This window comes from Providencia sp. PROV197 (genome assembly GCF_028479625.1).
Classification (GTDB): Bacteria; Pseudomonadota; Gammaproteobacteria; order Enterobacterales; family Enterobacteriaceae; genus Providencia; species Providencia vermicola.
In genome coordinates this window covers 54,869-78,965 of record NZ_JAMPNZ010000030.1, presented here as the reverse complement: position 1 = coordinate 78,965, position 24,097 = coordinate 54,869, and the positions used below count along the sequence as shown (strand labels likewise).

Genomic DNA, 24,097 nt, shown 5'->3' with positions numbered 1-24,097 from the left:
CATGGATTTATTATCAAAACTCAATCAATTGCTTGCAAAAACAGATATCGATTTAACGGAAAAGCAAAAACAGCAGTTAGTTAATTACGTTGGGTTATTAGTTAAATGGAATAAAGCCTATAACTTGACCTCTGTGCGTGACCCACAACAAATGTTAATTCGTCATATCATGGATAGCATAGTGGTGAACGGTCAACTCAACGGGCAACGCTTTATTGATGTTGGAACGGGCCCTGGCTTACCAGGCGTTCCTTTGGCTATTGTTCGACCTGACGCCCATTTTGTTTTATTGGACAGTTTAGGGAAGCGTGTACGCTTTTTAAAACAGGTTCAACATGAGTTAGGACTAACTAACATAGAACCTGTTCAATCGCGAGTTGAAGAGTACCCTGTTGGAAATGGTTTTGATGGTGTCATTAGCCGCGCATTTGCATCACTGAACGATATGCTAAGCTGGTGCCACCATTTACCGTCATCGGATGGACGTTTTTACGCACTTAAAGGTATCATTCGTGATGATGAAATGGTTCTGCCAGAAGGGTTTGCTATTGAGTCTATCACTGAACTTCAAGTGCCAGAACTTGATGAACAACGCCATTTAGTTAAAATTTCGATGAAATAAAGTTGCTTTCTATCAAATTATTTTATCTTTTAGAGCGATAGCCGAATGTTGAAAAACGGACGGCTATTTTTCGTTTTGAGCAAATAACAAAAACTCAGATTTTACGCATTATTTACACGGCAATAACGAATAGGTTTCAAAAATAATACGTTGAATGGAAAAAGTGAATGTAAATGCCTATTTTAACTTAATCGATTTAGCTAATAAAATAGTTAACAGTGAAATATTTGATTTATAGATTCGTTATTTAGCTTAAAAAATGTATTTCTTAATTATTTGATTTACAGATTAAATCTAATTTTTTTTGTGAAGAAAGTTGAAGGAATAAATAAAGCAAATAAAGCCAAATGTGATTAATGTCACAATTAAGTGAATGAATGTAGCAATTCATTAACTATTTATTAATTATTACAGCGACAATTCTGCGCTGACTCGAAAAAATTAAATATTTATTCACCTTTTCGCTACTTACTGATTGAATTCATTTCGCCTGCCCGTATAATTTGCACGTTTTTGTCTCTTGACACATTTACGCAAAGGCAGTTTTATACAACACTTAGCGTTTCTGAGGCTGAGAAGAGCTGGGAGTATACAAAAAGTTATGTCTGTATCCCTTTATGACAACAAGCATGCTGTAAAGCAGTTGTCTGTTCAGTTTATAACTTTAGTGATCCTCAGTGGGGCTTTCTGTGCAAATAGTATAGAATGGGGGGCCTCTGCTCTTGCTGGTGGGTTAGCATGCTGGTTACCAAATATCGTATTTATGCTGCTAGCACAATTTCAGAAAGCAAAAGAAGAGGATGAACCTGTCCGCATTGCCTGGTTCTTAGCATTAGGAGCAGGGCTAAAGGTTGTTACAACTATCGTTGTTTTAGTTGTTGCTTTCGGTGTGTTCAAAGCGTCATTAACACCACTGGGTTTGACCTATTTAGCGGTGCTAATTGTTCAGATTGTTGCACCAGCCGTTTTTAAACGGTAAGTATTTTTAAACTACAAAAGGGTAAGAGGCATCATGTCTGCATCAGGAGAAGTGATGACTACAGAGGATTACATAGGCCACCATCTGAGAAACCTTCAGTTGGACCTGAGTACCTTTAAGTTGGTCGATCCCCACGCTAGTCCAACATTTTGGACGTTGAACATTGACTCGCTTTTTTTCTCAGTAGTTCTCGGGGCTCTGTTCCTGTGGCTATTTAGAAGAGTTGCAGCCAATGCGACTAGTGGCGTACCCGGTAAGTTACAGACTGCAATAGAACTGATCATTGGTTTCGTTGATAACTCAGTCCGTGATATGTATCACGGTAAGAGCAAAGTTATTGCTCCTTTAGCATTAACGGTGTTCGTCTGGGTATTCTTAATGAACCTGATGGATTTACTCCCAATTGATTTCCTTCCGTATATTGCTGAGCATTATCTCGGGTTACCTGCACTACGTGCAGTACCAACCGCAGATGTTAGTGTCACTCTATCGATGGCAATTGGTGTGTTTATCCTAATCCTCTTTTACAGCATCAAGATGAAAGGAATTGGCGGATTTACTAAAGAGCTCACAATGCAGCCTTTTAATCATCCTGTCTTTATTCCAGTCAACTTGATTCTTGAAGGGGTAAGCCTGCTGTCAAAACCTGTATCACTCGGTCTGCGACTGTTTGGTAACATGTATGCAGGTGAATTGATCTTTATTCTTATCGCGGCTCTGCTTCCGTGGTGGTCACAGTGGTTGTTAAGCCTACCTTGGGCTATCTTCCACATACTGATTATTACGCTACAAGCCTTTATTTTTATGGTTCTGACTGTTGTCTATCTGTCGATGGCATCTGAAGAGCACTAATTTTATTAATCAATAATTGTATTAACTGAAACAAACTGGAGACTGTCATGGAAAACCTGAGTATGGATCTGCTGTACATGGCTGCCGCTGTGATGATGGGCTTAGCGGCGATCGGTGCTGCGATCGGTATCGGCATCCTAGGTGGTAAATTTTTAGAAGGTGCTGCTCGTCAGCCAGATTTAATTCCTCTGCTGCGTACACAGTTCTTTATCGTAATGGGTCTGGTCGATGCTATTCCGATGATTGCTGTTGGTCTGGGCTTGTATGTAATGTTCGCTGTTGCCTAATTAACGTAGAACATTAATTCACTAATGAATAAGAGGTATTGTCTGTGAATCTAAATGCAACAATCCTCGGCCAGGCTATCGCGTTTGTCCTGTTTGTTTGGTTCTGTATGAAGTATGTATGGCCACCGATTATGGCGGCCATTGAAAAACGTCAAAAAGAAATTGCTGACGGCTTATCTTCTGCAGAACGTGCTAAAAAGAACCTGGAACTGGCGCAAACCGACGCAACCGACCGACTGAAAAAAGCGAAAGCTGAAGCTCAAGTCATCATTGAACAAGCGAACAAACAGCGTGTTCAAATGATTGATGAAGCAAAAGCAGAAGCAGAAGCAGAACGTGCAAAAATCGTCGCACAAGCGCAAGCTGAAATTGATGCTGAGCGTAAACGTGCACGTGAAGAGTTACGTAAACAGGTTGCGATGCTTGCTATCGCAGGTGCCGAGAAGATCATCGAACGTTCCGTGGATGAAGCTGCTAACAGCGACATCGTTGATAAACTAGTCGCTGAACTGTAAGGAGGGAGGGGCATGTCTGAAATCGCTACTGTAGCTCGCCCCTACGCCAAAGCAGCTTTTGACTTTGCTGTGGAAAACCAAGCTGTCGAAAAATGGCAGAATATGCTGGCCTTCACCTCACTGGTGACGCGCAATGAACAGGTTGGTGAGCTGCTTTCTGGTTCTATTGCACCAGAAACATTAGCTAAAACGTTTATCTCTGTTTGTGGAGATGAAATTGACGAGCATGTTCAGAATCTGATTCGTGTGATGGCAGACAACGGGCGTTTAACGACGCTACCAGAAGTATTAGCTCAATTTATTCAATTGCGCGATGCTTTGGAATCAACCATTGAGGTTGATGTCATCTCTGCTAACGAACTGAGCGAACAGCAGTCAGCTAAAATTTCTGCAGCGATGGAAAAACGTCTGTCACGCAAAGTTAAGCTGAATTGCAAAATTGATAAGTCTGTTATTGCTGGAGTGATCATTCGTGCTGGAGACCTCGTTATTGACGGGAGTATCCGCGGTCGCTTAGAGCGTTTAACTGACGTCTTGCAGTCTTAAGGGGACTGGAGCATATGCAACTGAATTCCACCGAAATCAGCGAACTGATCAAACAGCGTATTGCTCAGTTCGATGTTGTGAGTGAAGCTCACAATGAAGGTACGATTGTATCCGTTAACGACGGTATCATTCGTATTCACGGTTTAGCCGAAGTCATGCAGGGTGAGATGATCGCACTGCCTGGCAACCGTTACGCTATCGCATTGAACTTAGAGCGTGACTCTGTTGGTGCGGTTGTCATGGGTCCTTATGCCGACTTGGCAGAAGGCATGAAAGTTAAATGTACTGGTCGTATTCTTGAAGTTCCAGTAGGCCGTGGCCTGTTAGGACGTGTTGTGAATACACTGGGTCAACCAATTGATGGTAAAGGTCCTGTTGATAACGATGGCTTCTCACCGGTAGAAGTTATTGCACCAGGCGTTATCGATCGTCAATCCGTTGATCAACCTGTACAGACTGGTTATAAATCAGTCGATGCGATGATTCCAATTGGTCGTGGTCAGCGTGAGCTTGTCATCGGTGACCGTCAAACAGGTAAAACTGCTTTGGCAATCGATGCGATCATCAACCAACGCGACTCAGGTATCAAATGTGTGTACGTGGCTATCGGCCAGAAAGCGTCTACTGTTTCTAACGTAGTTCGTAAACTGGAAGAGCACGGCGCACTGCAAAACACTATCGTTGTTGTTGCTACAGCATCTGAATCAGCTGCTCTGCAATACTTAGCACCATATGCTGGTTGCGCGATGGGTGAATATTTCCGTGACCGCGGTGAAGACGCACTGATCGTATACGATGACCTGTCTAAACAGGCTGTTGCATACCGTCAAATTTCACTGTTGTTACGTCGTCCACCAGGACGTGAAGCTTACCCTGGTGACGTTTTCTATCTGCACTCACGTTTACTTGAGCGTGCTGCTCGCGTTAACGCTGAATACGTAGAAAACTTTACGAAAGGTGAAGTTAAAGGCCAAACAGGTTCACTGACGGCTCTGCCTATCATTGAAACCCAAGCTGGTGACGTTTCTGCATTCGTACCAACAAACGTAATTTCGATTACAGATGGTCAGATCTTCCTGGAATCTAACCTGTTTAACTCTGGTATTCGTCCAGCGGTTAACCCAGGTATTTCAGTATCTCGTGTTGGTGGTGCTGCTCAGACTAAAATCATTAAGAAACTGTCTGGTGGTATCCGTACTGCACTTGCTCAGTATCGTGAACTTGCAGCGTTTGCTCAGTTTGCTTCCGACCTCGATGACGCGACTCGTAAACAGTTAAGTCATGGTCAAAAAGTCACTGAACTGCTGAAACAGAAACAGTATGCACCGATGTCAGTAGCAGAGCAGGCACTGTCTCTGTTCGCGGCAGAACGTGGATTCTTGGATGATGTTGAGTTAGCGAAAATTGGTGCGTTTGAAGCTGCTTTAGTTTCTTTTGCACAGCGCGAGCATGCTGACCTTATGAACGAAATTGGCCCGGCTGGTAGCTATAACGATGATATCGAAGGCAAGTTGAAAAAACTGCTCGAATCATTTAAAGCAACTCAGTCCTGGTAATACTATTCGGCCCGAATTTTTAGGGCCGTCTGGTTAATAAGGAGAAGCAGAAATGGCCGGCGCAAAAGAGATACGTTCCAAGATCGGAAGTGTACAAAATACACAAAAGATCACTAAAGCGATGGAAATGGTCGCTGCGTCCAAAATGCGTAAAACGCAGGAACGCATGGCGGCCAGCCGTCCTTATGCAGAAACCATGCGCAGTGTGATTGGTCACCTAGCGTTAGGTAATCTGGAATATAAACACCCATATCTCGAAGAGCGTGAAGTTAAGCGTGTCGGGTATCTGGTTGTTTCAACAGACCGTGGTCTGTGTGGTGGCTTGAACATTAACTTGTTCAAAAAGCTACTAGCGGACATGAAGTCATGGTCTGAGAAAAACGTTCAGGTTGATTTGGCTTTAATCGGTTCTAAAGCGGTTTCATTCTTCGGTTCTGTGGGCGGTAACGTCGTAACACAAGTCACCGGAATGGGGGATAACCCAACGCTTTCGGATTTGATTGGTCCAGTTAACACTATGCTACAAGCCTATGATGAAGGGCGTTTGGATAAACTGTATGTGGTGACTAACAAGTTCATCAATACAATGTCTCAGGAGCCAACTATTCTTCAATTACTGCCATTGCCTGCAAGCAATGACGAAACATTGAAGAAGAAGTCTTGGGATTATATATACGAACCCGATCCTAAGGCGTTGCTGGATACCCTGCTACGTCGTTATATCGAGTCGCAGGTTTATCAGGGCGTCGTTGAAAACCTGGCTAGTGAGCAGGCCGCACGAATGGTAGCGATGAAAGCCGCTACTGATAATGGTGGAAACCTGATCAAAGAGTTGCAGTTGGTTTACAACAAAGCTCGTCAGGCCAGCATTACTCAGGAGCTTACCGAAATCGTTTCGGGTGCTTCCGCGGTTTAACAGCTAGGTTTACGAATTACGTAGAGGATTCAAGATGGCTACTGGAAAGATTATCCAGGTAATCGGCGCCGTTGTGGACGTCGAGTTCCCTCAAGATGACGTACCAAAAGTGTACGACGCTCTTGAGGTTGTTAACGGTAAAGAAAAACTGGTGTTGGAAGTTCAACAACAGTTAGGCGGTGGTGTTGTCCGTTGTATCGCAATGGGTACATCTGATGGCCTGAGCCGTGGTTTACAAGTAGTAAACTTAGAGCACCCAATCGAAGTACCAGTAGGTAAAGCAACTTTAGGACGTATCATGAACGTTCTGGGTCAGCCTATTGATATGAAAGGTGATATCGGCGAAGAAGAGCGCTGGTCAATTCACCGTGCAGCACCAAGCTACGAAGAGTTAGCTAACTCAACAGAACTGCTGGAAACCGGTATCAAAGTAATGGACTTAATCTGTCCATTCGCAAAAGGTGGTAAAGTTGGTCTGTTCGGTGGTGCGGGTGTTGGTAAAACAGTAAACATGATGGAACTGATCCGTAACATCGCGATTGAGCACTCAGGTTACTCAGTGTTCGCGGGTGTTGGTGAGCGTACTCGTGAAGGGAACGACTTCTATCATGAAATGACCGACTCAAACGTTCTGGATAAAGTATCACTGGTTTATGGCCAGATGAATGAGCCACCAGGAAACCGTCTGCGCGTTGCGTTGACTGGTCTGACTATGGCTGAGAAATTCCGTGACGAAGGTCGTGACGTACTGCTGTTTGTTGACAACATTTATCGTTACACCTTAGCAGGTACTGAAGTATCAGCACTGTTAGGTCGTATGCCATCAGCGGTAGGTTATCAGCCAACGCTGGCGGAAGAGATGGGTGTTCTGCAAGAACGTATTACCTCAACTCAAACGGGTTCTATCACTTCCGTACAAGCGGTTTACGTTCCTGCGGATGACTTGACTGACCCATCACCAGCAACAACCTTTGCTCACTTAGACGCAACGGTAGTTCTGAGCCGTCAAATCGCATCTCTGGGTATCTACCCAGCGGTTGACCCTCTGGATTCTACTAGCCGTCAGTTAGACCCACTCGTCGTTGGTCAAGAGCACTATGATGTTGCACGTGGCGTTCAGTCTATTCTGCAACGTTACCAAGAACTGAAAGATATCATTGCAATTCTGGGTATGGATGAACTGTCTGAAGAAGACAAACTGGTTGTTGCTCGTGCTCGTAAGATCCAGCGCTTCCTGTCTCAACCATTCTTCGTTGCTGAAGTATTTACCGGTTCACCAGGTAAGTTCGTTTCCCTGAAAGACACTATTCGTGGCTTCGGCGGTATCCTGAACGGTGATTACGACCACCTGCCAGAACAAGCGTTCTATATGGTTGGTACCATTGAAGAAGCTGTGGAAAAAGCGAAAAAGCTTTAATCCAGCTGACAGGAGGTTGATATGGTAGCTGCAATGACATACCACCTGACTGTAGTGAGTGCTGAAAAACAAATGTTTGAAGGCCTAGTACAGAAAATTCAGGTGACAGGTAGTGAAGGTGAGCTGGGGATTTATCCACAGCATACCCCGCTGCTGACTGCCATAAAACCGGGCATGGTACGTATTACCAAGCAGTTTGGTGAAGAAGAACTAATTTACCTCTCTGGCGGTATTTTAGAAGTTCAACCAAACGGTGTTATCGTACTCGCTGATACAGCGATCCGTGGTAAAGATTTAGACGAAGCTCGTGCAGTGGAGTCTAAACGCAAAGCGGAAGAACACGTCCGTAAAGCACACGGCGATGTTGATTATGCTCAGGCATCGGCAGAACTTGCAAAAGCAATAGCGAAACTTCGAGTCATCGAGTTAACTAAAAAGCTAATGTAATGATAGCGGTATAGTAAAAAAAGCCAGTTGGTTAATCCTAACTGGCTTTTTTATTTGAGCGAAATATGTAGTATTTTAGATAGGAAATAGGTTTACTTTCATCCCAAAGTTGGAGTTTCAGGAAAAATGACTGTGCAAAGAAAAAGTGTCGTAATTTTAGCTGCCGGTAAAGGCACACGGATGTATTCAGATTTGCCTAAAGTTTTGCATTTACTTGCGGGCAAACCAATGGTTCAGCACGTAATTGATACTGCAAAATCAATCGGTGCATCAGATATCCATCTGGTATACGGGCATGGCGGTGATTTACTGAAAGAAAAACTGGGTGAGCAGAATTTAAATTGGGTTCTGCAAGCAGAACAGCTCGGTACTGGGCATGCAATGCAACAGGCGGCACCAAGTTTCCAAGATGATGAAGATATCGTCATGTTATATGGCGATGTGCCTTTGATTGCGAAAGACACGTTAGATCGCCTGATTGAAGTTAAGCCCCAAGGCGGCATTGGCTTATTGACCGTGATTTTAGATAACCCAACAGGTTATGGCCGTATCATCCGTGAAAATAATGAAGTTGTCGGAATCATTGAGCAAAAAGATGCGACTGAAGAGCAACGTAAAATCCAAGAGATTAACACTGGGATCATGGTTGCAAGCGGTAAAGATTTCAAACGTTGGTTGGCTCAATTGAACAACGATAATGCGCAAGGCGAATACTACATAACGGATATTATTGCTCTTGCTCATAAAGAAGGTAATAAAGTAGCGACCGTTCACCCAAGCCGTTTAAGTGAAATGGAAGGGGTTAATAACCGTCTGCAACTAGCTGCACTTGAGCGTGTTTACCAGAAAGAACAAGCAGAAAAATTGTTACTTGCGGGGGTGATGCTAATCGACCCTGAGCGTTTTGATATACGCGGCACATTGACCCATGGGCGTGACATTATTATCGATACCAATGTCATTATCGAAGGGAATGTGACGCTTGGTAACAACGTACAAATTCAATCTGGTTGTATTTTAAGGAACTGCGTTATTGGTGATAACTCAGTGATAAGCCCGTATTCAGTCATAGAAAACTCTGAATTATCATCAGAATGTACGGTTGGTCCTTTTGCTCGTTTGCGTCCTGGTGCTAAATTAGCGGCTAAAGCGCATGTGGGTAATTTCGTTGAAATGAAAAATGCCACTTTAGGTTTAGGCTCAAAAGCGGGGCATTTAAGTTACCTTGGCGATGCGCAAATTGGTGATAACGTGAATATCGGCGCAGGAACCATCACATGCAACTATGATGGCGCGAATAAACATAAAACCATTATTGGTGATGATGTGTTTGTCGGCTCTGATACTCAATTAGTTGCCCCTGTTTCGGTAGCAAAAGGCGCCACCATTGGTGCTGGCACGACAGTCACTCGAGATGTTAACGAAGACGAATTAGTGGTCAGCCGCGTTAAGCAAATGCACATTAAAAACTGGCAGCGTCCAGTAAAGAAAAAATAAGTGAATTTTGATAAGGGGCCGATTGCCCCTTTGAATATAAAAAGTAGTAAATTATAAAATAGCTACCTAAGGTGGCATAAAAATATCTCCCCATTTTCTACAAGGCTGGGGAACAGCGAAAGCTGAAAAGCAATTAGGTTACGACAAATGAAGGTTTCTAAAGAAAGGAACCTTTTGTCTAGGAATCAATAAAATATGTGTGGAATTGTAGGTGCTGTTGCACAACGTGATATCGCAGAAATTCTGTTAGAAGGTCTTCGTCGTCTTGAATATCGTGGTTATGACTCAGCGGGTATGGCTGTTGTTGACCACGAAGGTCATTTACAACGCTTACGTGAAGTGGGCAAAGTGCAAATGCTGGCGGAAGAAGCAGAGAAAAACCCAGTATCTGGCGGAACGGGGATTGCACATACCCGTTGGGCGACACATGGTATTCCAAGTGAACGTAATGCGCATCCGCATACGTCTGGTTATATTGCTGTTGTTCACAACGGTATTATTGAAAACTATTTAGAACTCAAAGACGAACTGAAAAAACAGGGTTATGTCTTTAGTTCAGAAACTGACACTGAAGTGATTGCACACCTTGTTCATCATGAACAACAAAAAGGTGGCACGCTGGTGGAAGTGGTTCAACGTGTTATCCCTCAGTTACGCGGCGCTTACGGTACCGTGATTATGGATAGCCGTATTCCTGAATTATTAGTCGCTGCACGCTCTGGTAGCCCATTGGTTATCGGTCTGGGTGTCGGCGAAAACTTCTTAGCTTCTGACCAACTGGCGCTGTTACCCGTGACTCGCCGTTTCATCTACCTTGAAGAAGGGGATGTTGCTGAAGTCACTCGTCGTACTGTTCGTATCTTTGATAATAGCGGTGTGCCAGTTGAGCGCGAACAAATTGAATCGAACGTTCAATATGATGCAGGCGATAAAGGCGTGTATCGCCATTACATGCAGAAAGAAATTTATGAACAGCCGATGGCCATTAAAAACACCCTTGAAGGGCGTTTTGATAAAGACAACGGTATCGATTTAAGCGAGTTAGGCCCGAAAGCGAACGAAATTCTTTCCCAAGTTGAGCACATTCAAATTGTTGCTTGTGGAACTTCTTACAACGCAGGGATGGTTGCACGTTACTGGTTTGAATCCTTAGCGGGTATCCCATGTGATGTGGAGATTGCTTCAGAGTATCGTTACCGTAACCCAGCGCATCGCAAAAATAGCTTGATGATAACGTTGTCCCAATCAGGTGAAACTGCAGATACATTGGCTGCGCTGCGTTTATCAAAAGAGTTAGGCTACTTGACCTCGTTAGCTGTTTGTAACGTCGCGGGTTCTTCATTGGTGCGTGAGTCTGAATTTGCACTGATGACAAAAGCAGGGGCAGAAATTGGTGTGGCATCAACCAAAGCGTTCACTACCCAATTAACTGTTTTACTGATGTTAGTGGCGTACATGGGCCGTTTAAAAGGCGCAAACCCTGAGTTAGAAGAAAGTATTTCTCATGCATTACATGCGCTCCCTGCGCGTATTGAAAGCATGCTGTCACAAGATAAAGTCATTGAAGCGTTAGCCGAAGATTTCTCTGATAAACACCATGCCTTGTTTTTAGGTCGTGGCGATCAATTCCCTATCGCAGTTGAAGGGGCATTGAAATTAAAAGAGATTTCATACATCCACGCTGAAGCTTATGCCGCGGGTGAATTAAAACACGGCCCATTAGCGTTAATTGATGCAGATATGCCAGTTATCATCATCGCACCTAACAATGAATTATTGGAAAAACTGAAATCCAATATTGAAGAAGTACGTGCTCGTGGCGGTCTACTGTATGTGTTCGCTGACCAAGACGCTGGTTTTGTCGCAAGTGAAAACATGAAAATTGTTTCGCTGCCACATGTTGAAGAATTGATCGCACCGATTTTCTACACTGTTCCACTGCAACTGTTGTCTTACCATGTTGCATTAATCAAAGGAACAGACGTTGACCAACCACGTAACCTAGCGAAATCAGTGACGGTTGAATAATCAGCATCAACTCATTTAGATTGCAGCCGGTATAACTATAATTAATTAGGTTATATCGGCTTTTTATTAATATAAGTCGTAATTTTCAGGAAATATTTTTAGAAACGACGAATTTTTCTCCACTCTAACGCATAAAAAAAACTTCATAAATTCGTCACTTGCTGTTGTTATTTCATTGGTCTGCATATTTTATTTTTGGTGGATTAAAAATAAAATTGAGTGCATATCAACTCATCTTTTTGAACAATAATAAAAACCAATAGAAGGCGACGTGGATGGCAGAGATAGAATGGCTGAGTGCGGTTGTTATCGCAATTACAATTGGGTTTTGGGCAACAGGGAAACTCCCTGAATACTTGGTGGCATTACTGTTTTTAGCCGCAGCAGCATGTTTACATTTAGCCCCGACCAATGTGATTTTTTCAGGGTTCACTTCAGAAGCTTTTTGGCTTGTGTTAAGTGGTTTTATCCTTGGCTTTGCGATTAATAAAGTTGGACTGGCAGAGCGTATTGCTCAACATATCTCAGGGCGTTTTACGAGTTCATGGTTAAAGCTGATTACAGGTGTGGTGCTCCTTGCTTATGGGTTGGCTTTTATTATGCCATCGAACATGGGGCGGATTGCACTATTGATGCCGATTGTGATGGCGATAGCCGATAAAGTCAGATTAGAAAGTGGTAGCCGAGGCCGCATAGGGTTAGCATTAGCTGTCGGGTTTGGTACATTCCAACTTTCAGCCACGATACTACCTGCTAACGTACCGAATTTAGTGATGGCTGGTGCAATAGAAACCACCTATGGAATAAAGCTATCTTATCTAAACTACCTATTTCTCCATATGCCTATTTTGGGGCTAATCAAAGGTCTTTTAGTTGTTCTGAGTATCTATTTTCTATTTCCTGCCAAATTACAGCCGATGACTGAACAAAAAAAATTACCGCCGATGAGCCGTAATGAGAAAAAATTAGGCCTTCTTTTGGCAATAACCTTACTTTTCTGGATAACAGATACCACTCATGGTGTTTCTCCTGCATGGGTCGGTTTAGTGGCGGCATGTTTATGTTTGCTACCGAAAGTGGGGTTTGTGACCAATGATGAATTTGTTCAAGCGGTAAATATTCGCACCTGTATTTATGTAGCGGGGATTTTAAGCCTAGCAACCTTAGTTAGTTATTCAAATGTCGGAATGGTAGTAGGTACTTACCTTCAAAAATTATTGCCATTGGACCCTAATAGCCCATTTATAGATTTTGGTAGCTTAGTTGGGTTGACCAGCGGGTTAAACTTTGTCGTAACGGCTAATGGTGTTCCTGCATTATATACACCGCTGGCTGAATCTCTCTCCACTGCAACTGAGTTACCCATGATTGCCGTACTGATGGTACAAGTTATTGGTTATTCAACGCCATTGTTGCCTTATCAGGCATCACCCATTGTTGTGGCTATGGGGATGGGCAAAGTACCATTAATGGATGGCGTTAGATTATGTATTATATTATTTATACTGACTTTCCTCTTGTTAGTTCCTCTGGATTATTTTTGGTTTAGATTGCTGGGAGTGATCCCTTCTTAGTTTTACCCAAAAAGGGGATTTTATTTGCAATTGTTGCCTTACCATATTGCGTTAGTCAAAGGTTCATTATTTTATCGTAATGAACCTTTTTTATTATCTAAAAATATAGCTTCTATTTTTTGTTTTTTTTAATATAAAATTATAAAAAAAATAAGGAAATAAAATATGGAAATTATATTTATTGATGTAATTGATAAAGAATATGAATCTTTTTGTCAGTTATATTGGCAAGTTAATGAAAATGGTCGTTTTTCATATTCAATGCTTAAATTAGAAGAAAAAACACAGTTAAAAACGAAAGAAATAAAAGCAATAGTTGCTAAAAGCTGTAAAGCCTATTGTTTAAAACTACAATGTGTTTCCTGTGGCGAAATGGAACCACTAAAAGATAGAAGCCACTTTAGTCATTTAAGTCATTTAGAACATATATGCATTGATTGTATTCGTATTGAAAATGAAAAGGAACGACTCGAAAAGATAGAGTACATTGATATGATGATGCTTTGTAAAAAAGAAAAAGCAATAAGTATCAATGATATTTCATTTGAAAACAGTGTTTATTTGCTTGCGTTGATACGCCATAGTGCAGATGAAAACCTAATGTATTTAGAAAGTATTGAAAGTCAGAAGTGTAAAAAACTGACGCCGAGTTGTGAATTTGACAGGTATATTATTGAAAAACTCTATGCTGAAGGTGTACTGGCTATTAGCTCATCAACGAATTTAAAACGGTTAACGGTGAGCGAAGATGATATTCACTTTAATAAAATATCAATGTGTTGGGAGGTTATTGTCGCGGAAACAGATAACTTATCAGTTATAATTGATTTATTGGAAGATAAATTATCAGATATTTATTTTATAAATACAAATAAAGAAATTTTAATCAATCTATGCAAAGAAAATAATTTATATGAGTGTTTTTTTTATCTTAATAATGAAATGTCTGAATACGGATTTACTTCTTTTCAAATTGGTGAAAAAACAACGAAAAACATAGTTAATTTACTAGAAAGTATATCTGTTGGGCAAGTTTTTCATATTATCACTAAGACGGTTACGGATGCCTTTATCTATCACCAAAAAAAATCGACTAAAATCAATAAGGGGCAAGCGGCTAATTCTGTTGTTGATGCAATGAAAAGAATGTATGAAAGGTACTCTGCAAATGGGTGGCAGATATATTCAAAATACCGGCCTAGAGATTATCCTCAATCAGTACTTTGTCAGATTTTATTTGTATTTATTTTGCATACGGATGATGGTGGAATTCATAAACCGTTGAATCAAATTATAATTGAGGATAAAAGAGGTATTTTTTCAGCGCCTTAAGTGGCACAAACAGCATCTTTTTAAATGGTGAGTCGGCTATGAGTTTCTATAACTGACTCACCCAAATAAAATGTTATTTCAACGTCAAGGAAAATACCCCAGTCGCGGGGATTGGCATAAATTGTTGGTACATTTCTTTGCGGGTAGCTTCAGGGTCAATATCGTTAAACAACTCTGGGTGCAACCATTTAGCTAATGATTGAAAGGCGATAATATTTTCAGGTGAATCATAGAAAATATGCCATAAGCCATGTACTCGCCCTTGTTCGACAGCCCGTAATTGCCCAATAGGCTTGCGCATCGAAATGGCTTTTAAACTCGATTGTGCAGCTTGTTCCGTGGCGGAATAGCCAACGGTGACTCCTGCTTTACCTTCAGGGAAAACGCCAGTTGCGACATATACATCGGGTTGGCTTGCCAAAATAAACTCTGGGTTGAGTTTACCAATTGCCCCAGGAATAATTTTTTCACCAATTGCGATACCACCAGCAAGGTTTATCATATCCGTCATGCTGCCTTTTCCCGGTGAGCCGCAACATTCTTGTAAGCCGGGAAGATAATCCACAAAAATCGTTGGCTTATTTTTTGTCTCTATATTGGTTGGAATGCGTGCAATAATTTCATCCATTTTTTGTTGGTAATAGGCATTAAACTGATTCGCTTGAGCTTCTTTTCCAATGGCTTGACCGAGTATTTTCATACTCAGCTGGGTGTGTTTGATAGGGTGCTGGCTAAAATCCACGTGGATCACTGCAATCCCTGCGGATTCTAATAAACGGGCGGCTTCACTGCCAGCTCCGGGGCCATGTCCACCGGTTAGCGGTAAAATAACTAAATCAGGTTGCAGGGCTAAGGCTTTCTCGATACTGAATGTATCTTCTGAGCCACCGCCGACAGTCGGAATATCATCAATTTGTTTAAACACGACCTTGTAAGCGGCATAACCTTGCACATCTAAATCGCGAAAATCCCCTTGCCACCCAATTATTCGTTGGAACGGTGCTTCTTTTTCTAAAATGGAAAGGGGGTAAATCATCCGTCCTTCCCCCAGCAAAATGCGCTGAACGTGATCAGGAACTTGCACTTGCCGGCCAGTAATATCAGTCACAGTTACTGCTTGGCTGTAGATTGAAAATGAAAAGAGACCGAATGAGAGTAAAGAAAGTAATAATTTCATTATGTTATCCTATTAACCGATAGCGCAGAAGAGCGCCGTTTTTTCCACCAAATCACCACGCCACTGATATACAGAAAGGGCAATAAAAAGCCGGAAAAAAACACAATAAGCAGCCCAAAGAAACCCAGTCCAATTTCGCTATGGAGAGTTGAAACCAAACCTTTGATTTCTTGGGCTGAAATTAATGAAGTGAATAAATCGGGGCGGGCTAGCAGCACACCGCTGAAGGCAATAATAAAAAGTGGGAGAGTAAAATAGATAGCAAAGAAATAGTGCCATTGACGCCATTTTGCCCCATTTTTTAGGCCTTTTTTCCAATGCACTAACATGGAAAATACGTTTTTCCTTGGCCACCATAATAGGGCACCACTCACTATTGATACGATCAACACCACGCCACAAGTCAATACCAACCAGCTTCCTATGTCAGGAGGTAATAGCAGCAAACGGTGTAATGAAACTACTTTGGCAAAGAGTAAATCATCAAAAATAACAAACCCTTTTGCATCTGCATTGATTGGGTCAATAAAGGCGATACCCAGTTTATTCGATGGGGTAACAGAGCCAAACACCATCGCATTCGTTGCAGGAATAAAGCCACTGTTCGGTGGTGCAACTCCCATTACTTTATTGAGCTGTGGATAGCTATTTGTCGCTTGCTGTCGCCAAATGTCTGACGACAGCAATGCCCCTTGTGTATGCGGCGTGGCATACAACACATGTTGGCCAATTTCCCATTCTAAAATAGGCTTCTTCAGTAATAGTAGCGACCCAGAAATGCCTAAAATAGCAATGAAAAAACCGATCACTAAGCCGAGCCATAAATGGATTTTTAGCCAATATTGACGTGAAGAATGCTTAGCCATCACGATCACCAACGGTACCGTAATGAGGCAATCACGGTTCTATCAAAGCCAACAGAACATCCACCCATTGAACAACTGGTATAATATTGTTTATTGGTAATATTGTTGACGTTCACCCCCACTCGCCAGTTATTCAGGTTGGAATTGATCCCACCTAAATCATAATGTGCAGCGGCATCGAAGAGGGTATTTGATGGATTGGAAATGGTGTCATCGTTATTTACAGGGGATGAGCCGGTATAACGAACACCTGCACCGAAGCCCAGGCCTTGAAGTTGCCCACTCTGTAGGGTGTAATCGGCCCATGCAGAGGCAGTGTGTTCGGGTAAGCCTGTTGGGCGCTTACCTTTTTCTGCCGCATTATTGGTTTTGGTATTTTCTAATTGGTTATAAGTGTAAGCCGCGGTTAAATTTAGCCCATCAAATGGTGAGTAAACCCCCTGTAATTCAACGCCTCTGGAGCGAACTTCTCCAGTTTGTAAGCTATTTAAATTATTTTCAGGATCGGCGGTGAGCATGTTTTGTTGCTTCAGTTCAAACACCGCTAAAGTGAGGTTAGTGTTGCTGCCTTCTGGCTGATATTTCAGCCCTGCCTCCATTTGTTTAGCGGTAATCGGCTTATAGTTATTGCCATAAAAATTAACCCCAAGTTGTGGGTTAAATGAAGTGGAATAGCTTACATAAGGGGCTAACCCAAAGTCAGTGACATACATAGCGGCTGTACGGTAGGTAAATTTGCTATCCCGCTGCTCGGTAGATGCTTCACTTTTTCGATTGTGTGTTTTGCTATTCGACCAATCTTCTCTCCCGCTTAAGACCAAGATCACGCCGTTATCAAATTTCGCTTGCTGTTGTGCATAAATGCCCACTTGGTCGCTAGTTTGTAGTGTATTGGACATCATATTATTGACGGGGCCGTAATCACCGCCGTAGCTTGGGTTGTAAATATCGATTGAGCTCGCCTTTCCGGTCATCAAAATGTAGTCTTCACGAGTATGACGATAATCCACACCAGTAAGTGAGGTCATTTCGATGTTATCTATCCACCAGTTAGCCTGTAAGTTGTTGTCTAAACTCAGAACATCGCCTTTAATGCGAAAATGGTAAGCCACACGGTTTAACGTTTTCATATCGGGGGAAAGATACATCCCCTGTGCGATATTGGTATTTAAATCGGTATGGCTAAAACGTGCGCCTGAGTGAGCCGAAAAGGTCTCGTCAAAATCAGTATCTAATTGATAGCCCAGAGATGCTTGTGTCCTGTCATTTTTTAACCCAGGCTCATCGAGGAAAACATTGGGGTTCACCTTGCCATTAGGATTAGGAAGCAGCGTGCCATTCAACGGTAAGAAAGGGCGCGGGGCACCAAACTTATCATGACTGTAATCGGCTAATACCGTGAATGTCGTATTGTCATTCGGTAACCAAGTAAAGGCTGGGGCGATATAGACTTTATCGTCTTTGATGTGTTTTATTTGCGTATCACTTTTACGTACAAGACCTGTTAGGCGATAAAAATATTTGTCGCTACCATCAATTGGCCCACTAAAGTCCCCTTGTAGCTGGCGGCGGTCAAAGTTGCCACCTTGTACTTCAATTTCATGAAGTGGCTGGTACAAAGGCCGCTTAGTGATTTGATTAACAATCCCACCTGGCGAGTTTTGTCCATATAAAACGGACGAAGGGCCCCGAATCACATCAACTCGCTCTAAGCCATAAGGTTCTACTTTAGGCCATGCTTGTGCAGTGGTACTGCGTAAACCATCTCTTAACATTCCTGTACTGGATGCATTAAAACTACGGATATTTAAGCTATCAAAGCGCGATGATGCAGCCCCGTTGGTTTGTAGCACACCAGAGGTATAGCGCAGCGCTTCACTCACAGATTGCGCATTGTGAGCGCTCATTTCGTCGCGTGTGACAACACTGATGGCTTGCGGCGTTTCAATTAACGCAGTATTGGTTTTTGTTGCGCTGGTACTGAGTGTTGCCACATACCCCCCTACTTCCCCTGTTGGGGATTGTACTGGGGATGCGGTGACAACAATTTTCTCGTTTTTGGCTTGATTGTTTTCTTTTGAATAGGCAGCAGACGAAAAAATTAATGAAATAACAGTAAGATAAATAGGTGAATACAGATAATTTTTCATTGAGACGCAAACCCTAGCAAGAAAGATAAAACGAGAATGTATCTCATTTACACTTTTCTGGTATTCGCGTCGCTTTGGATATTCAGACTATTTATTTGTGAATATAAATATCCTATTGATTGGATTGATTAATAATTAACATAATGTTTTAGGTGAAAAACCAAATCGTTTACGAAAGGCTGTTGAAAGGTGTGCTGGGGAGTAACCGACTTTCCATGCAATAGTCGAAACTTGTTCTGCGCCAGTTGATAATAGGCGGTAAGCTAACTGGAGGCGTTGTTCTTGAATAAATGGCGCAATGGAAGAGCCAAACAGTTGTTTAAATCCAAAATTGAGTTTACGAATGTTGAGCCCTGAGAGTCGGCTAAGTTGGTATAAATTTGGCGGTTGCGCTAAATCGGATAAAATCAACGCCTTGGCTTCATTGAGTTTGCTTATGTCATGGCTGCTAAGTTTTGGATGATGAATAGATTGGTGGCTTTGTTGGATATGTTCAAATGAATGAGCACAAAGTTCGAGTATTTTGCCTGTTAAATACATGTCTCCAAGTGCGCCACTGAGAGGGCTGTTCAGTATTTGATTTCCTAACGCAGTGAGGACATTACCTGCGTGTTTAGAAAGTAATTGGGGCCCTTGATTTTTGGCAGCAAGTAGCAACTCGGGTTGTTTAATGTGAAAAGAATCGAGTAAGTGTTCAGATAAGCACACAGAGACATAACGTACGTCTTCCGCTTGTAAAAAGCGCTGTTGGCTTTCATGGTCGTGTTGATTGGCGATAATACATAATGAAGCGCCCGATAACGAAACTGTTTTTTTATTATCGGGCTGGCATTCAAGCTCACCATTCATCATTAAGACGAGTTTGACCCCTTTCCACAAAGGCTCACTGACCCATTTTCCCGCTTCTGGGGTCATTTTTCCCCGAAAAAAGAAAGAGTTGCTATTGGGAAGTAATGTTGTGACTTGGTTGTTTTGCATTCCACCAACCTTTGGGATATCGACGTCGTGAATAGTGATTCTAACTGATAATTATTATCATCACTACAAATAAACGTCTAATATTTACTGATGGCATAGAGTGTTACCTATCGATATGAGTATTTTTTTGCCATTTTTTAATGTGACATCGTCTGTAAATCGGCTATCACAATTAGATAAGTTGACGTTTTTATTAGGAATTTTAATAATAAAATTATTGATTTTGCAAATGGAACCATCAGGTTCATTTTTTAATAAATCAAACATATTAATAAATATAGCATTTGTTGTGTTGATTCTATTTTCGTTATGATTATGGATGAGTGTTATTTTTTTTGAATTAGGTGAGCTATAAATTAAATAAAGGTTTTTATTTAATAAGTCTTTTTTGAATATATCGATATTTTCAATTGGTTTTTCTAGGGTTTTCTCTTTTTTAATTATGTTGTTTTTTGTTTGTATATAATTTTTATTATCCTCATTGGATTTGATAATGTTTTCAAATTTATTTAGTAATGTAGCCGTGTTGTTTGTGTTAAAAGGTTTCTCTTTTATATTGTAGGCGAATGATTTGTATGAGTTAAAATTTCTATTGAATATATTATTTTGTATATATGAGTTTGGTTTTTTTTCTATCATTTTCTATAATCTCCATTATTATCTATTTTTATTAAGTTATTAAATAGAGATTATTTTTGATATCAAAAAAAGAGACTAAGGCTAACTTTTTAATAAATTTTCCATATCACTAAATATAGACTGCCATTCATTATCATCGATTTCCATTAACCCCATATAGCGCAACATAAAAGCCCCTTCCGTTGCCAGAAACACAATGCGAGCTAATTTACCTTTTTCTGTTGATGTGTCGAGGTTTTCAATGCGTTCCCGATACCAAATACGGGTACTTTCGAGGTATTCAGGGGTTTGCAGTAGTGATGCCATCAATGAAGCGCCTTTTGCCATGGCGATTTTATCGTGCTGGTGGGTGGCTTGCATGTGTGCCAAAACTTGCCCTTCTGGGGAGTTATCTCGCTCTATCGCTTGATTAAAAATTTCATCATAAGACTGCCCCCATCGCTCAAACATGGCATCGATTAAAGCATCTTTGTTGCCAAAACAGTATTGAACGCCCCCTTTGGAGATGCCCATCGCTTTCGCAACCGCATCGATCGTCAGAGCCGCAGCACCTTGATGAATAACAATATCTTCAGCAGCATCTAGTAGCTTTTCTCTGTCGATAGTTCGTTGACGTCCCATTTAGGAAAACCTCTTTTCAATACGTACGTATGGATTTATATTATAGCACGATCACCAATAAATGATGATCAAATAAACTCATTGAGAGAATGTTATGTTAACCGATTATAAGCGCTGGATAGTGCTTCTATTAGTTTCAAGTGTGTTGTTTCTTATCGTTATTGATGTCACGGTGCTTTATACCGCATTACCTAAATTAACGCACGATTTAGGGGCGACATCATCTGAAAAGCTGTGGATTATGAATGCTTACCCGCTGGTAGTGGCTGGGTTATTGCCTGCTGCGGGGATGTTGAGTGACAAAGTCGGCCATAAGCGGATGTTTTTATTAGGGCTGCCACTATTTGGTATTGCCTCTTTGTGTGCGGCATTTTCACCCACAGCAACCAGCTTAATTTTATCGCGTGGTTTTCTTGCTGTTGGCGCAGCTGTCAGTATGCCTGCAACGCTTGCCATTGTTAGGCACGTCTTTATAGACCCAAAAGAAAGGGCATTGGCGATTGGCATATGGTCCGCTGTAGCATCAGGAGGTGCAGCGATAGGCCCTTTAATTGGCGGAATTTTACTTAACCACTTTTGGTGGGGGTCTGTTTTCCTGATTAATGTTCCCGTTGTGTTATTAGTTATCCCTTTTGCGTATTTCTTGATCCCGCAATGTGGGGGGCAAAGTAATAAAAAAATCGATATTTTAGGCTCTGTTTTAGTGCTGGTTGGCTTAATTAGTTCAATTTATGCATTAAAAGAGCTTGGTAAACCTTATATTGATTGGATGAATGTAGTGGTTGCAGGGGGGATCGGGGCTTTCTTTTTGGTGGTATTCAAACGCCGGCAGATGGCGTCAGAATCACCAATGATTGATTTTGCATTATTAAAACAACCGAAATTCAGCGCAGGCATCATGATGGCTATTTTATCCATCGTGGTTATTGTTGGGGTTGAATTATTACTTAGCCAGCGTTTACAGCTTGTTTTAGGTTATAGCCCATTTGTCGCCGCGTTGTATATCATTCCTATTCCACTGGCTTCTGTGATAGCGGCACCATTGGCGGGTATGTATCTGCATAAATTTGGTGAAGTAAAACTGACCCTTTTTGGTTTTATTTGTACATTAGTCGGTGTTGTTGGTTTAACGATGGTGTACCAAACCTCAGCAGGTGTTCTGTTACTTTCATTCCTCTTTTTGATAGGTTTTGGTTTAGGTGCTATTTTTACGACGGCTTCGACTACGGTGATGTTAAACGCGCCTGATGAAAAAGCAGGTATGGCAGCTTCAATTGAAGAGGTTGCTTACGAAATAGGTAGTGTACTTGGCGTGACATTTATGGGTGGGCTGATGAGCGCTATTTATACGTTAAAGCTCTCTCTACCAGAAGGTATAGCGGTTAGTGATAAAGTGTATGACAGCATTGATGAGGCATTATTAGTCGCAGAAAAATTACCACAAGATAAAGCTAGTCTATTGGTCAGTCAGGCAAATATTGCTTTTGACCATGCATTTTTAGCGGTGATGGTCGCAACAATATTTGTTTTGTTAATCAGTATTATCGTTTTGCCTGCATTCTTGAGGTCAAAAAAGACGTCATCAGCCTATTAATTAGTAAAGAGGGAGCAATAGGCTCCCTTCTTTTTTACTTCACTTTACGAATCAAAAAGATAGCTAAAAGAGGGCTAAGAGCGAATAACGCAAACAACCAAATTGATGCTTGTTGTGCACCCACAATTCCTCCAGGGTTCATTAAGCCACTATTATTCACAACCACACCAACCAAAGCAGCAGAAAGGGCAGTTGCATACAACTGGATTGTAATGATGGATGAAGAGGCTAAATTTTCCTCACCTTCTGGTGCGGCATTGAAAACGCGCAGAACTAGGTGAGGCCAACACACACCAATCCCGAGTCCCACACCCGCCATTGCGACTAAATACACAATAAATAGCGGTAGAGACTCAATAAGTTGCTGATTATGCGTTAAAACAGCTAACACAATCAGAGAGATAAATATGATGATTGGACCCGTTCTAATTATCTTCACAACAATTGGGCCTGTTTTATTGGCGCTAAATAACGCACCAATAGTCCAGCCTGCCGCCATGATTGCGGTTAAATATCCAGCTGACAAAGGTGAGAACTGATGGATAGTTTGTAGGAAATAAGGCACGTAAATTTCAGTTGTCATACCGCCAACGAGTAAACACATGGTTAAGAAAATGACACCAAGTGGATTTTTCAGCGAATAAGCGCCTGTTGGTAACAACCGCTTTCCATTTTTACCGTCTAAACGTGCCATCGTGACTAGCAAGGCAATACCGATAGCTAAACCGATAAGGTTTATCAATAGTTTGTCAGACAGACTACCAATGGAAATGGCGAGTACTGAAATGACTAATAATGAAATTGCCAAGAAGGGTATTTTATTATTTTGTGGTGTTTGAGTTTGTTTTTTAGGTAATTGATTAATAACGATAATAGCAAGGAATACTGCAACAGGAAGTAACGCCCAAAATGCCCAGCGCCAGTGGCCACCTTGTGCGAAAATTCCGCCAATGGCAGGGCCGCATAATGTCGCAATCCCCCACATCCCAGAGACCACCCCCATGGCCCGAGACCATAAGTTTTCGGTAAAGACGATGCGGATTAAGGCATAACTGAGTGCAAATAAAATTCCCCCACCGAGCCCTTGCAATGCACGTCCTCCCAATAACACCAACATTGAGGGGGAGGCTGCACACCAAATGGAGCCCAGTGAAAAGAGGGTGAGGGCGATTAAATACGCCATCTTTGGCCCAAAATAGTCGAGCACTTTACTTGAAAGTGCGGATCCGACAATCGAGGTAGCTACAAATAACGTGGTATTCCATGCATAATATTCGAGGCCGCCGATATCATTAACGACACTGGGTAAGATTGTGGTGACGATATAAATATTGATAGCATGTAGTGCAACGCCCCCAGTAAGGGCAATAGTCAGTAATGCATTGGTGCCGCTGAGTAAATCAGCCCACTTAGCCTGTGGTAAGGTCGATGTTTCATTGCTCATAGAGAGACCCGCTAGACGGAATAGGGAAAAAAGAGGTATTATCCAAGTAATAACTTGGAT

At 41.8% G+C, this 24,097-nt stretch carries 22 protein-coding genes; 15 read left to right on the top strand and 7 right to left on the bottom strand.

Annotated features, from left to right (window positions below; all coding sequences use genetic code 11):
* Position 1 precedes the first annotated feature (1 nt).
* From rsmG to PR808_RS17065, 14 genes are all read left to right on the top strand, one after another.
* On the top strand, positions 2-622 hold the full coding sequence (gene rsmG, locus PR808_RS17130) for a 16S rRNA (guanine(527)-N(7))-methyltransferase RsmG (protein ID WP_206085519.1): 621 nt from the start codon (positions 2-4) through the stop codon (positions 620-622).
* A gap of 601 nt (positions 623-1,223) precedes the next feature.
* On the top strand, positions 1,224-1,601 hold the full coding sequence (atpI, locus tag PR808_RS17125; RefSeq protein WP_206085521.1) for a F0F1 ATP synthase subunit I: 378 nt from the start codon (positions 1,224-1,226) through the stop codon (positions 1,599-1,601).
* Between the two features lie 33 nt (positions 1,602-1,634).
* Complete coding sequence (gene atpB / locus PR808_RS17120; protein ID WP_042846803.1) at positions 1,635-2,453, top strand: F0F1 ATP synthase subunit A; 819 nt, start codon at positions 1,635-1,637, stop codon at positions 2,451-2,453.
* Positions 2,454-2,500: 47 nt separating this feature from the next.
* Positions 2,501-2,740: a F0F1 ATP synthase subunit C gene (atpE, locus tag PR808_RS17115; protein WP_004093904.1), complete on the top strand. Its 240-nt coding sequence runs from the start codon at positions 2,501-2,503 to the stop codon at positions 2,738-2,740.
* Between the two features lie 44 nt (positions 2,741-2,784).
* Positions 2,785-3,255 carry a F0F1 ATP synthase subunit B gene (gene atpF / locus PR808_RS17110; protein WP_004906301.1) on the top strand — a complete coding sequence of 157 codons (471 nt, stop codon included), beginning with the start codon at positions 2,785-2,787 and terminating at the stop codon, positions 3,253-3,255.
* A 12-nt stretch (positions 3,256-3,267) separates the two neighbouring features.
* On the top strand, positions 3,268-3,801 hold the full coding sequence (gene atpH / locus PR808_RS17105; RefSeq protein WP_206085529.1) for a F0F1 ATP synthase subunit delta: 534 nt from the start codon (positions 3,268-3,270) through the stop codon (positions 3,799-3,801).
* Between the two features lie 14 nt (positions 3,802-3,815).
* The gene (gene atpA / locus PR808_RS17100; protein WP_206085531.1) at positions 3,816-5,357 is read left to right on the top strand and encodes a F0F1 ATP synthase subunit alpha; all 1,542 of its coding nucleotides are present in this window, start codon (positions 3,816-3,818) and stop codon (positions 5,355-5,357) included.
* 52 nt (positions 5,358-5,409) lie between these two features.
* Complete coding sequence (gene atpG, locus PR808_RS17095) at positions 5,410-6,273, top strand: F0F1 ATP synthase subunit gamma (RefSeq protein ID WP_004906741.1); 864 nt, start codon at positions 5,410-5,412, stop codon at positions 6,271-6,273.
* Positions 6,274-6,307: 34 nt separating this feature from the next.
* Entirely contained in the window at positions 6,308-7,690 is a 1,383-nt protein-coding gene (atpD, locus tag PR808_RS17090; RefSeq protein WP_206085533.1) for a F0F1 ATP synthase subunit beta, read from the top strand.
* 21 nt (positions 7,691-7,711) lie between these two features.
* Positions 7,712-8,137, top strand: a complete 426-nt coding sequence (locus PR808_RS17085) for a F0F1 ATP synthase subunit epsilon (protein ID WP_042846797.1) — start codon at positions 7,712-7,714, stop codon at positions 8,135-8,137.
* A 126-nt stretch (positions 8,138-8,263) separates the two neighbouring features.
* Complete coding sequence (gene glmU / locus PR808_RS17080) at positions 8,264-9,634, top strand: bifunctional UDP-N-acetylglucosamine diphosphorylase/glucosamine-1-phosphate N-acetyltransferase GlmU (RefSeq protein WP_206085541.1); 1,371 nt, start codon at positions 8,264-8,266, stop codon at positions 9,632-9,634.
* 195 nt (positions 9,635-9,829) lie between these two features.
* A complete protein-coding gene (gene glmS, locus PR808_RS17075; protein ID WP_272539775.1) occupies positions 9,830-11,662 on the top strand; it encodes a glutamine--fructose-6-phosphate transaminase (isomerizing) in 1,833 nt (610 codons plus the stop codon).
* 275 nt (positions 11,663-11,937) lie between these two features.
* Positions 11,938-13,236 carry an SLC13 family permease gene (locus PR808_RS17070; RefSeq protein ID WP_272539774.1) on the top strand — a complete coding sequence of 433 codons (1,299 nt, stop codon included), beginning with the start codon at positions 11,938-11,940 and terminating at the stop codon, positions 13,234-13,236.
* 165 nt (positions 13,237-13,401) lie between these two features.
* Complete coding sequence (locus PR808_RS17065) at positions 13,402-14,568, top strand: hypothetical protein (RefSeq protein WP_272539773.1); 1,167 nt, start codon at positions 13,402-13,404, stop codon at positions 14,566-14,568.
* 73 nt (positions 14,569-14,641) lie between these two features.
* On the opposite strand, the gene PR808_RS17060 is transcribed toward PR808_RS17065, so the two are convergent.
* The 6 genes from PR808_RS17060 to PR808_RS17035 form a co-directional block, all read right to left on the bottom strand.
* A complete protein-coding gene (locus PR808_RS17060) occupies positions 14,642-15,745 on the bottom strand; it encodes an ABC transporter substrate-binding protein (protein WP_272539772.1) in 1,104 nt (367 codons plus the stop codon).
* Entirely contained in the window at positions 15,745-16,611 is an 867-nt protein-coding gene (locus PR808_RS17055) for a PepSY-associated TM helix domain-containing protein (protein ID WP_272539771.1), read from the bottom strand. Before PR808_RS17055 ends, PR808_RS17060 begins: the two co-directional genes overlap by 1 nt.
* A 5-nt stretch (positions 16,612-16,616) precedes the next feature.
* Positions 16,617-18,761, bottom strand: a complete 2,145-nt coding sequence (locus PR808_RS17050; protein ID WP_272539770.1) for a TonB-dependent siderophore receptor — start codon at positions 18,759-18,761, stop codon at positions 16,617-16,619.
* Positions 18,762-18,896: 135 nt separating this feature from the next.
* The gene (locus tag PR808_RS17045; protein ID WP_272539769.1) at positions 18,897-19,739 is read right to left on the bottom strand and encodes a helix-turn-helix domain-containing protein; all 843 of its coding nucleotides are present in this window, start codon (positions 19,737-19,739) and stop codon (positions 18,897-18,899) included.
* An 84-nt stretch (positions 19,740-19,823) separates the two neighbouring features.
* Positions 19,824-20,378, bottom strand: coding sequence for a hypothetical protein (locus PR808_RS17040; protein ID WP_272539768.1), 555 nt, complete (start codon positions 20,376-20,378; stop codon positions 19,824-19,826).
* An 81-nt stretch (positions 20,379-20,459) separates the two neighbouring features.
* Entirely contained in the window at positions 20,460-20,999 is a 540-nt protein-coding gene (locus PR808_RS17035; protein ID WP_272539767.1) for a TetR/AcrR family transcriptional regulator, read from the bottom strand.
* A gap of 94 nt (positions 21,000-21,093) precedes the next feature.
* On the opposite strand from PR808_RS17035, the gene PR808_RS17030 reads away from it, so the two are divergent.
* The gene (locus PR808_RS17030; protein ID WP_272539766.1) at positions 21,094-22,593 is read left to right on the top strand and encodes an MFS transporter; all 1,500 of its coding nucleotides are present in this window, start codon (positions 21,094-21,096) and stop codon (positions 22,591-22,593) included.
* Between the two features lie 34 nt (positions 22,594-22,627).
* On the opposite strand, the gene PR808_RS17025 is transcribed toward PR808_RS17030, so the two are convergent.
* Positions 22,628-24,037, bottom strand: coding sequence for an MFS transporter (locus tag PR808_RS17025; protein ID WP_272539765.1), 1,410 nt, complete (start codon positions 24,035-24,037; stop codon positions 22,628-22,630).
* Positions 24,038-24,097 lie beyond the last annotated feature (60 nt).

What these genes read in the sequence shown, in the direction of transcription:
- PR808_RS17070 (WP_272539774.1), top strand. Translation starts at nt 11,938, where the DNA reads ATGGCAGAGATAGAATGGCTGAGTGCGGTTGTTATCGCAATTACAATT.
- PR808_RS17030 (WP_272539766.1), top strand. Translation starts at nt 21,094, where the DNA reads ATGTTAACCGATTATAAGCGCTGGATAGTGCTTCTATTAGTTTCAAGT.
- PR808_RS17055 (WP_272539771.1), bottom strand. Translation starts at nt 16,611, where the DNA reads ATGGCTAAGCATTCTTCACGTCAATATTGGCTAAAAATCCATTTATGG.
- atpH (WP_206085529.1), top strand. Translation starts at nt 3,268, where the DNA reads ATGTCTGAAATCGCTACTGTAGCTCGCCCCTACGCCAAAGCAGCTTTT.
- atpE (WP_004093904.1), top strand. Translation starts at nt 2,501, where the DNA reads ATGGAAAACCTGAGTATGGATCTGCTGTACATGGCTGCCGCTGTGATG.
- PR808_RS17045 (WP_272539769.1), bottom strand. Translation starts at nt 19,739, where the DNA reads ATGCAAAACAACCAAGTCACAACATTACTTCCCAATAGCAACTCTTTC.
- PR808_RS17085 (WP_042846797.1), top strand. Translation starts at nt 7,712, where the DNA reads ATGGTAGCTGCAATGACATACCACCTGACTGTAGTGAGTGCTGAAAAA.
- atpG (WP_004906741.1), top strand. Translation starts at nt 5,410, where the DNA reads ATGGCCGGCGCAAAAGAGATACGTTCCAAGATCGGAAGTGTACAAAAT.
- PR808_RS17050 (WP_272539770.1), bottom strand. Translation starts at nt 18,761, where the DNA reads ATGAAAAATTATCTGTATTCACCTATTTATCTTACTGTTATTTCATTA.
- PR808_RS17025 (WP_272539765.1), bottom strand. Translation starts at nt 24,037, where the DNA reads ATGAGCAATGAAACATCGACCTTACCACAGGCTAAGTGGGCTGATTTA.
- PR808_RS17060 (WP_272539772.1), bottom strand. Translation starts at nt 15,745, where the DNA reads ATGAAATTATTACTTTCTTTACTCTCATTCGGTCTCTTTTCATTTTCA.
- atpI (WP_206085521.1), top strand. Translation starts at nt 1,224, where the DNA reads ATGTCTGTATCCCTTTATGACAACAAGCATGCTGTAAAGCAGTTGTCT.
- atpD (WP_206085533.1), top strand. Translation starts at nt 6,308, where the DNA reads ATGGCTACTGGAAAGATTATCCAGGTAATCGGCGCCGTTGTGGACGTC.
- rsmG (WP_206085519.1), top strand. Translation starts at nt 2, where the DNA reads ATGGATTTATTATCAAAACTCAATCAATTGCTTGCAAAAACAGATATC.
- atpA (WP_206085531.1), top strand. Translation starts at nt 3,816, where the DNA reads ATGCAACTGAATTCCACCGAAATCAGCGAACTGATCAAACAGCGTATT.
- glmS (WP_272539775.1), top strand. Translation starts at nt 9,830, where the DNA reads ATGTGTGGAATTGTAGGTGCTGTTGCACAACGTGATATCGCAGAAATT.
- PR808_RS17040 (WP_272539768.1), bottom strand. Translation starts at nt 20,378, where the DNA reads ATGATAGAAAAAAAACCAAACTCATATATACAAAATAATATATTCAAT.
- PR808_RS17065 (WP_272539773.1), top strand. Translation starts at nt 13,402, where the DNA reads ATGGAAATTATATTTATTGATGTAATTGATAAAGAATATGAATCTTTT.
- glmU (WP_206085541.1), top strand. Translation starts at nt 8,264, where the DNA reads ATGACTGTGCAAAGAAAAAGTGTCGTAATTTTAGCTGCCGGTAAAGGC.
- PR808_RS17035 (WP_272539767.1), bottom strand. Translation starts at nt 20,999, where the DNA reads ATGGGACGTCAACGAACTATCGACAGAGAAAAGCTACTAGATGCTGCT.
- atpB (WP_042846803.1), top strand. Translation starts at nt 1,635, where the DNA reads ATGTCTGCATCAGGAGAAGTGATGACTACAGAGGATTACATAGGCCAC.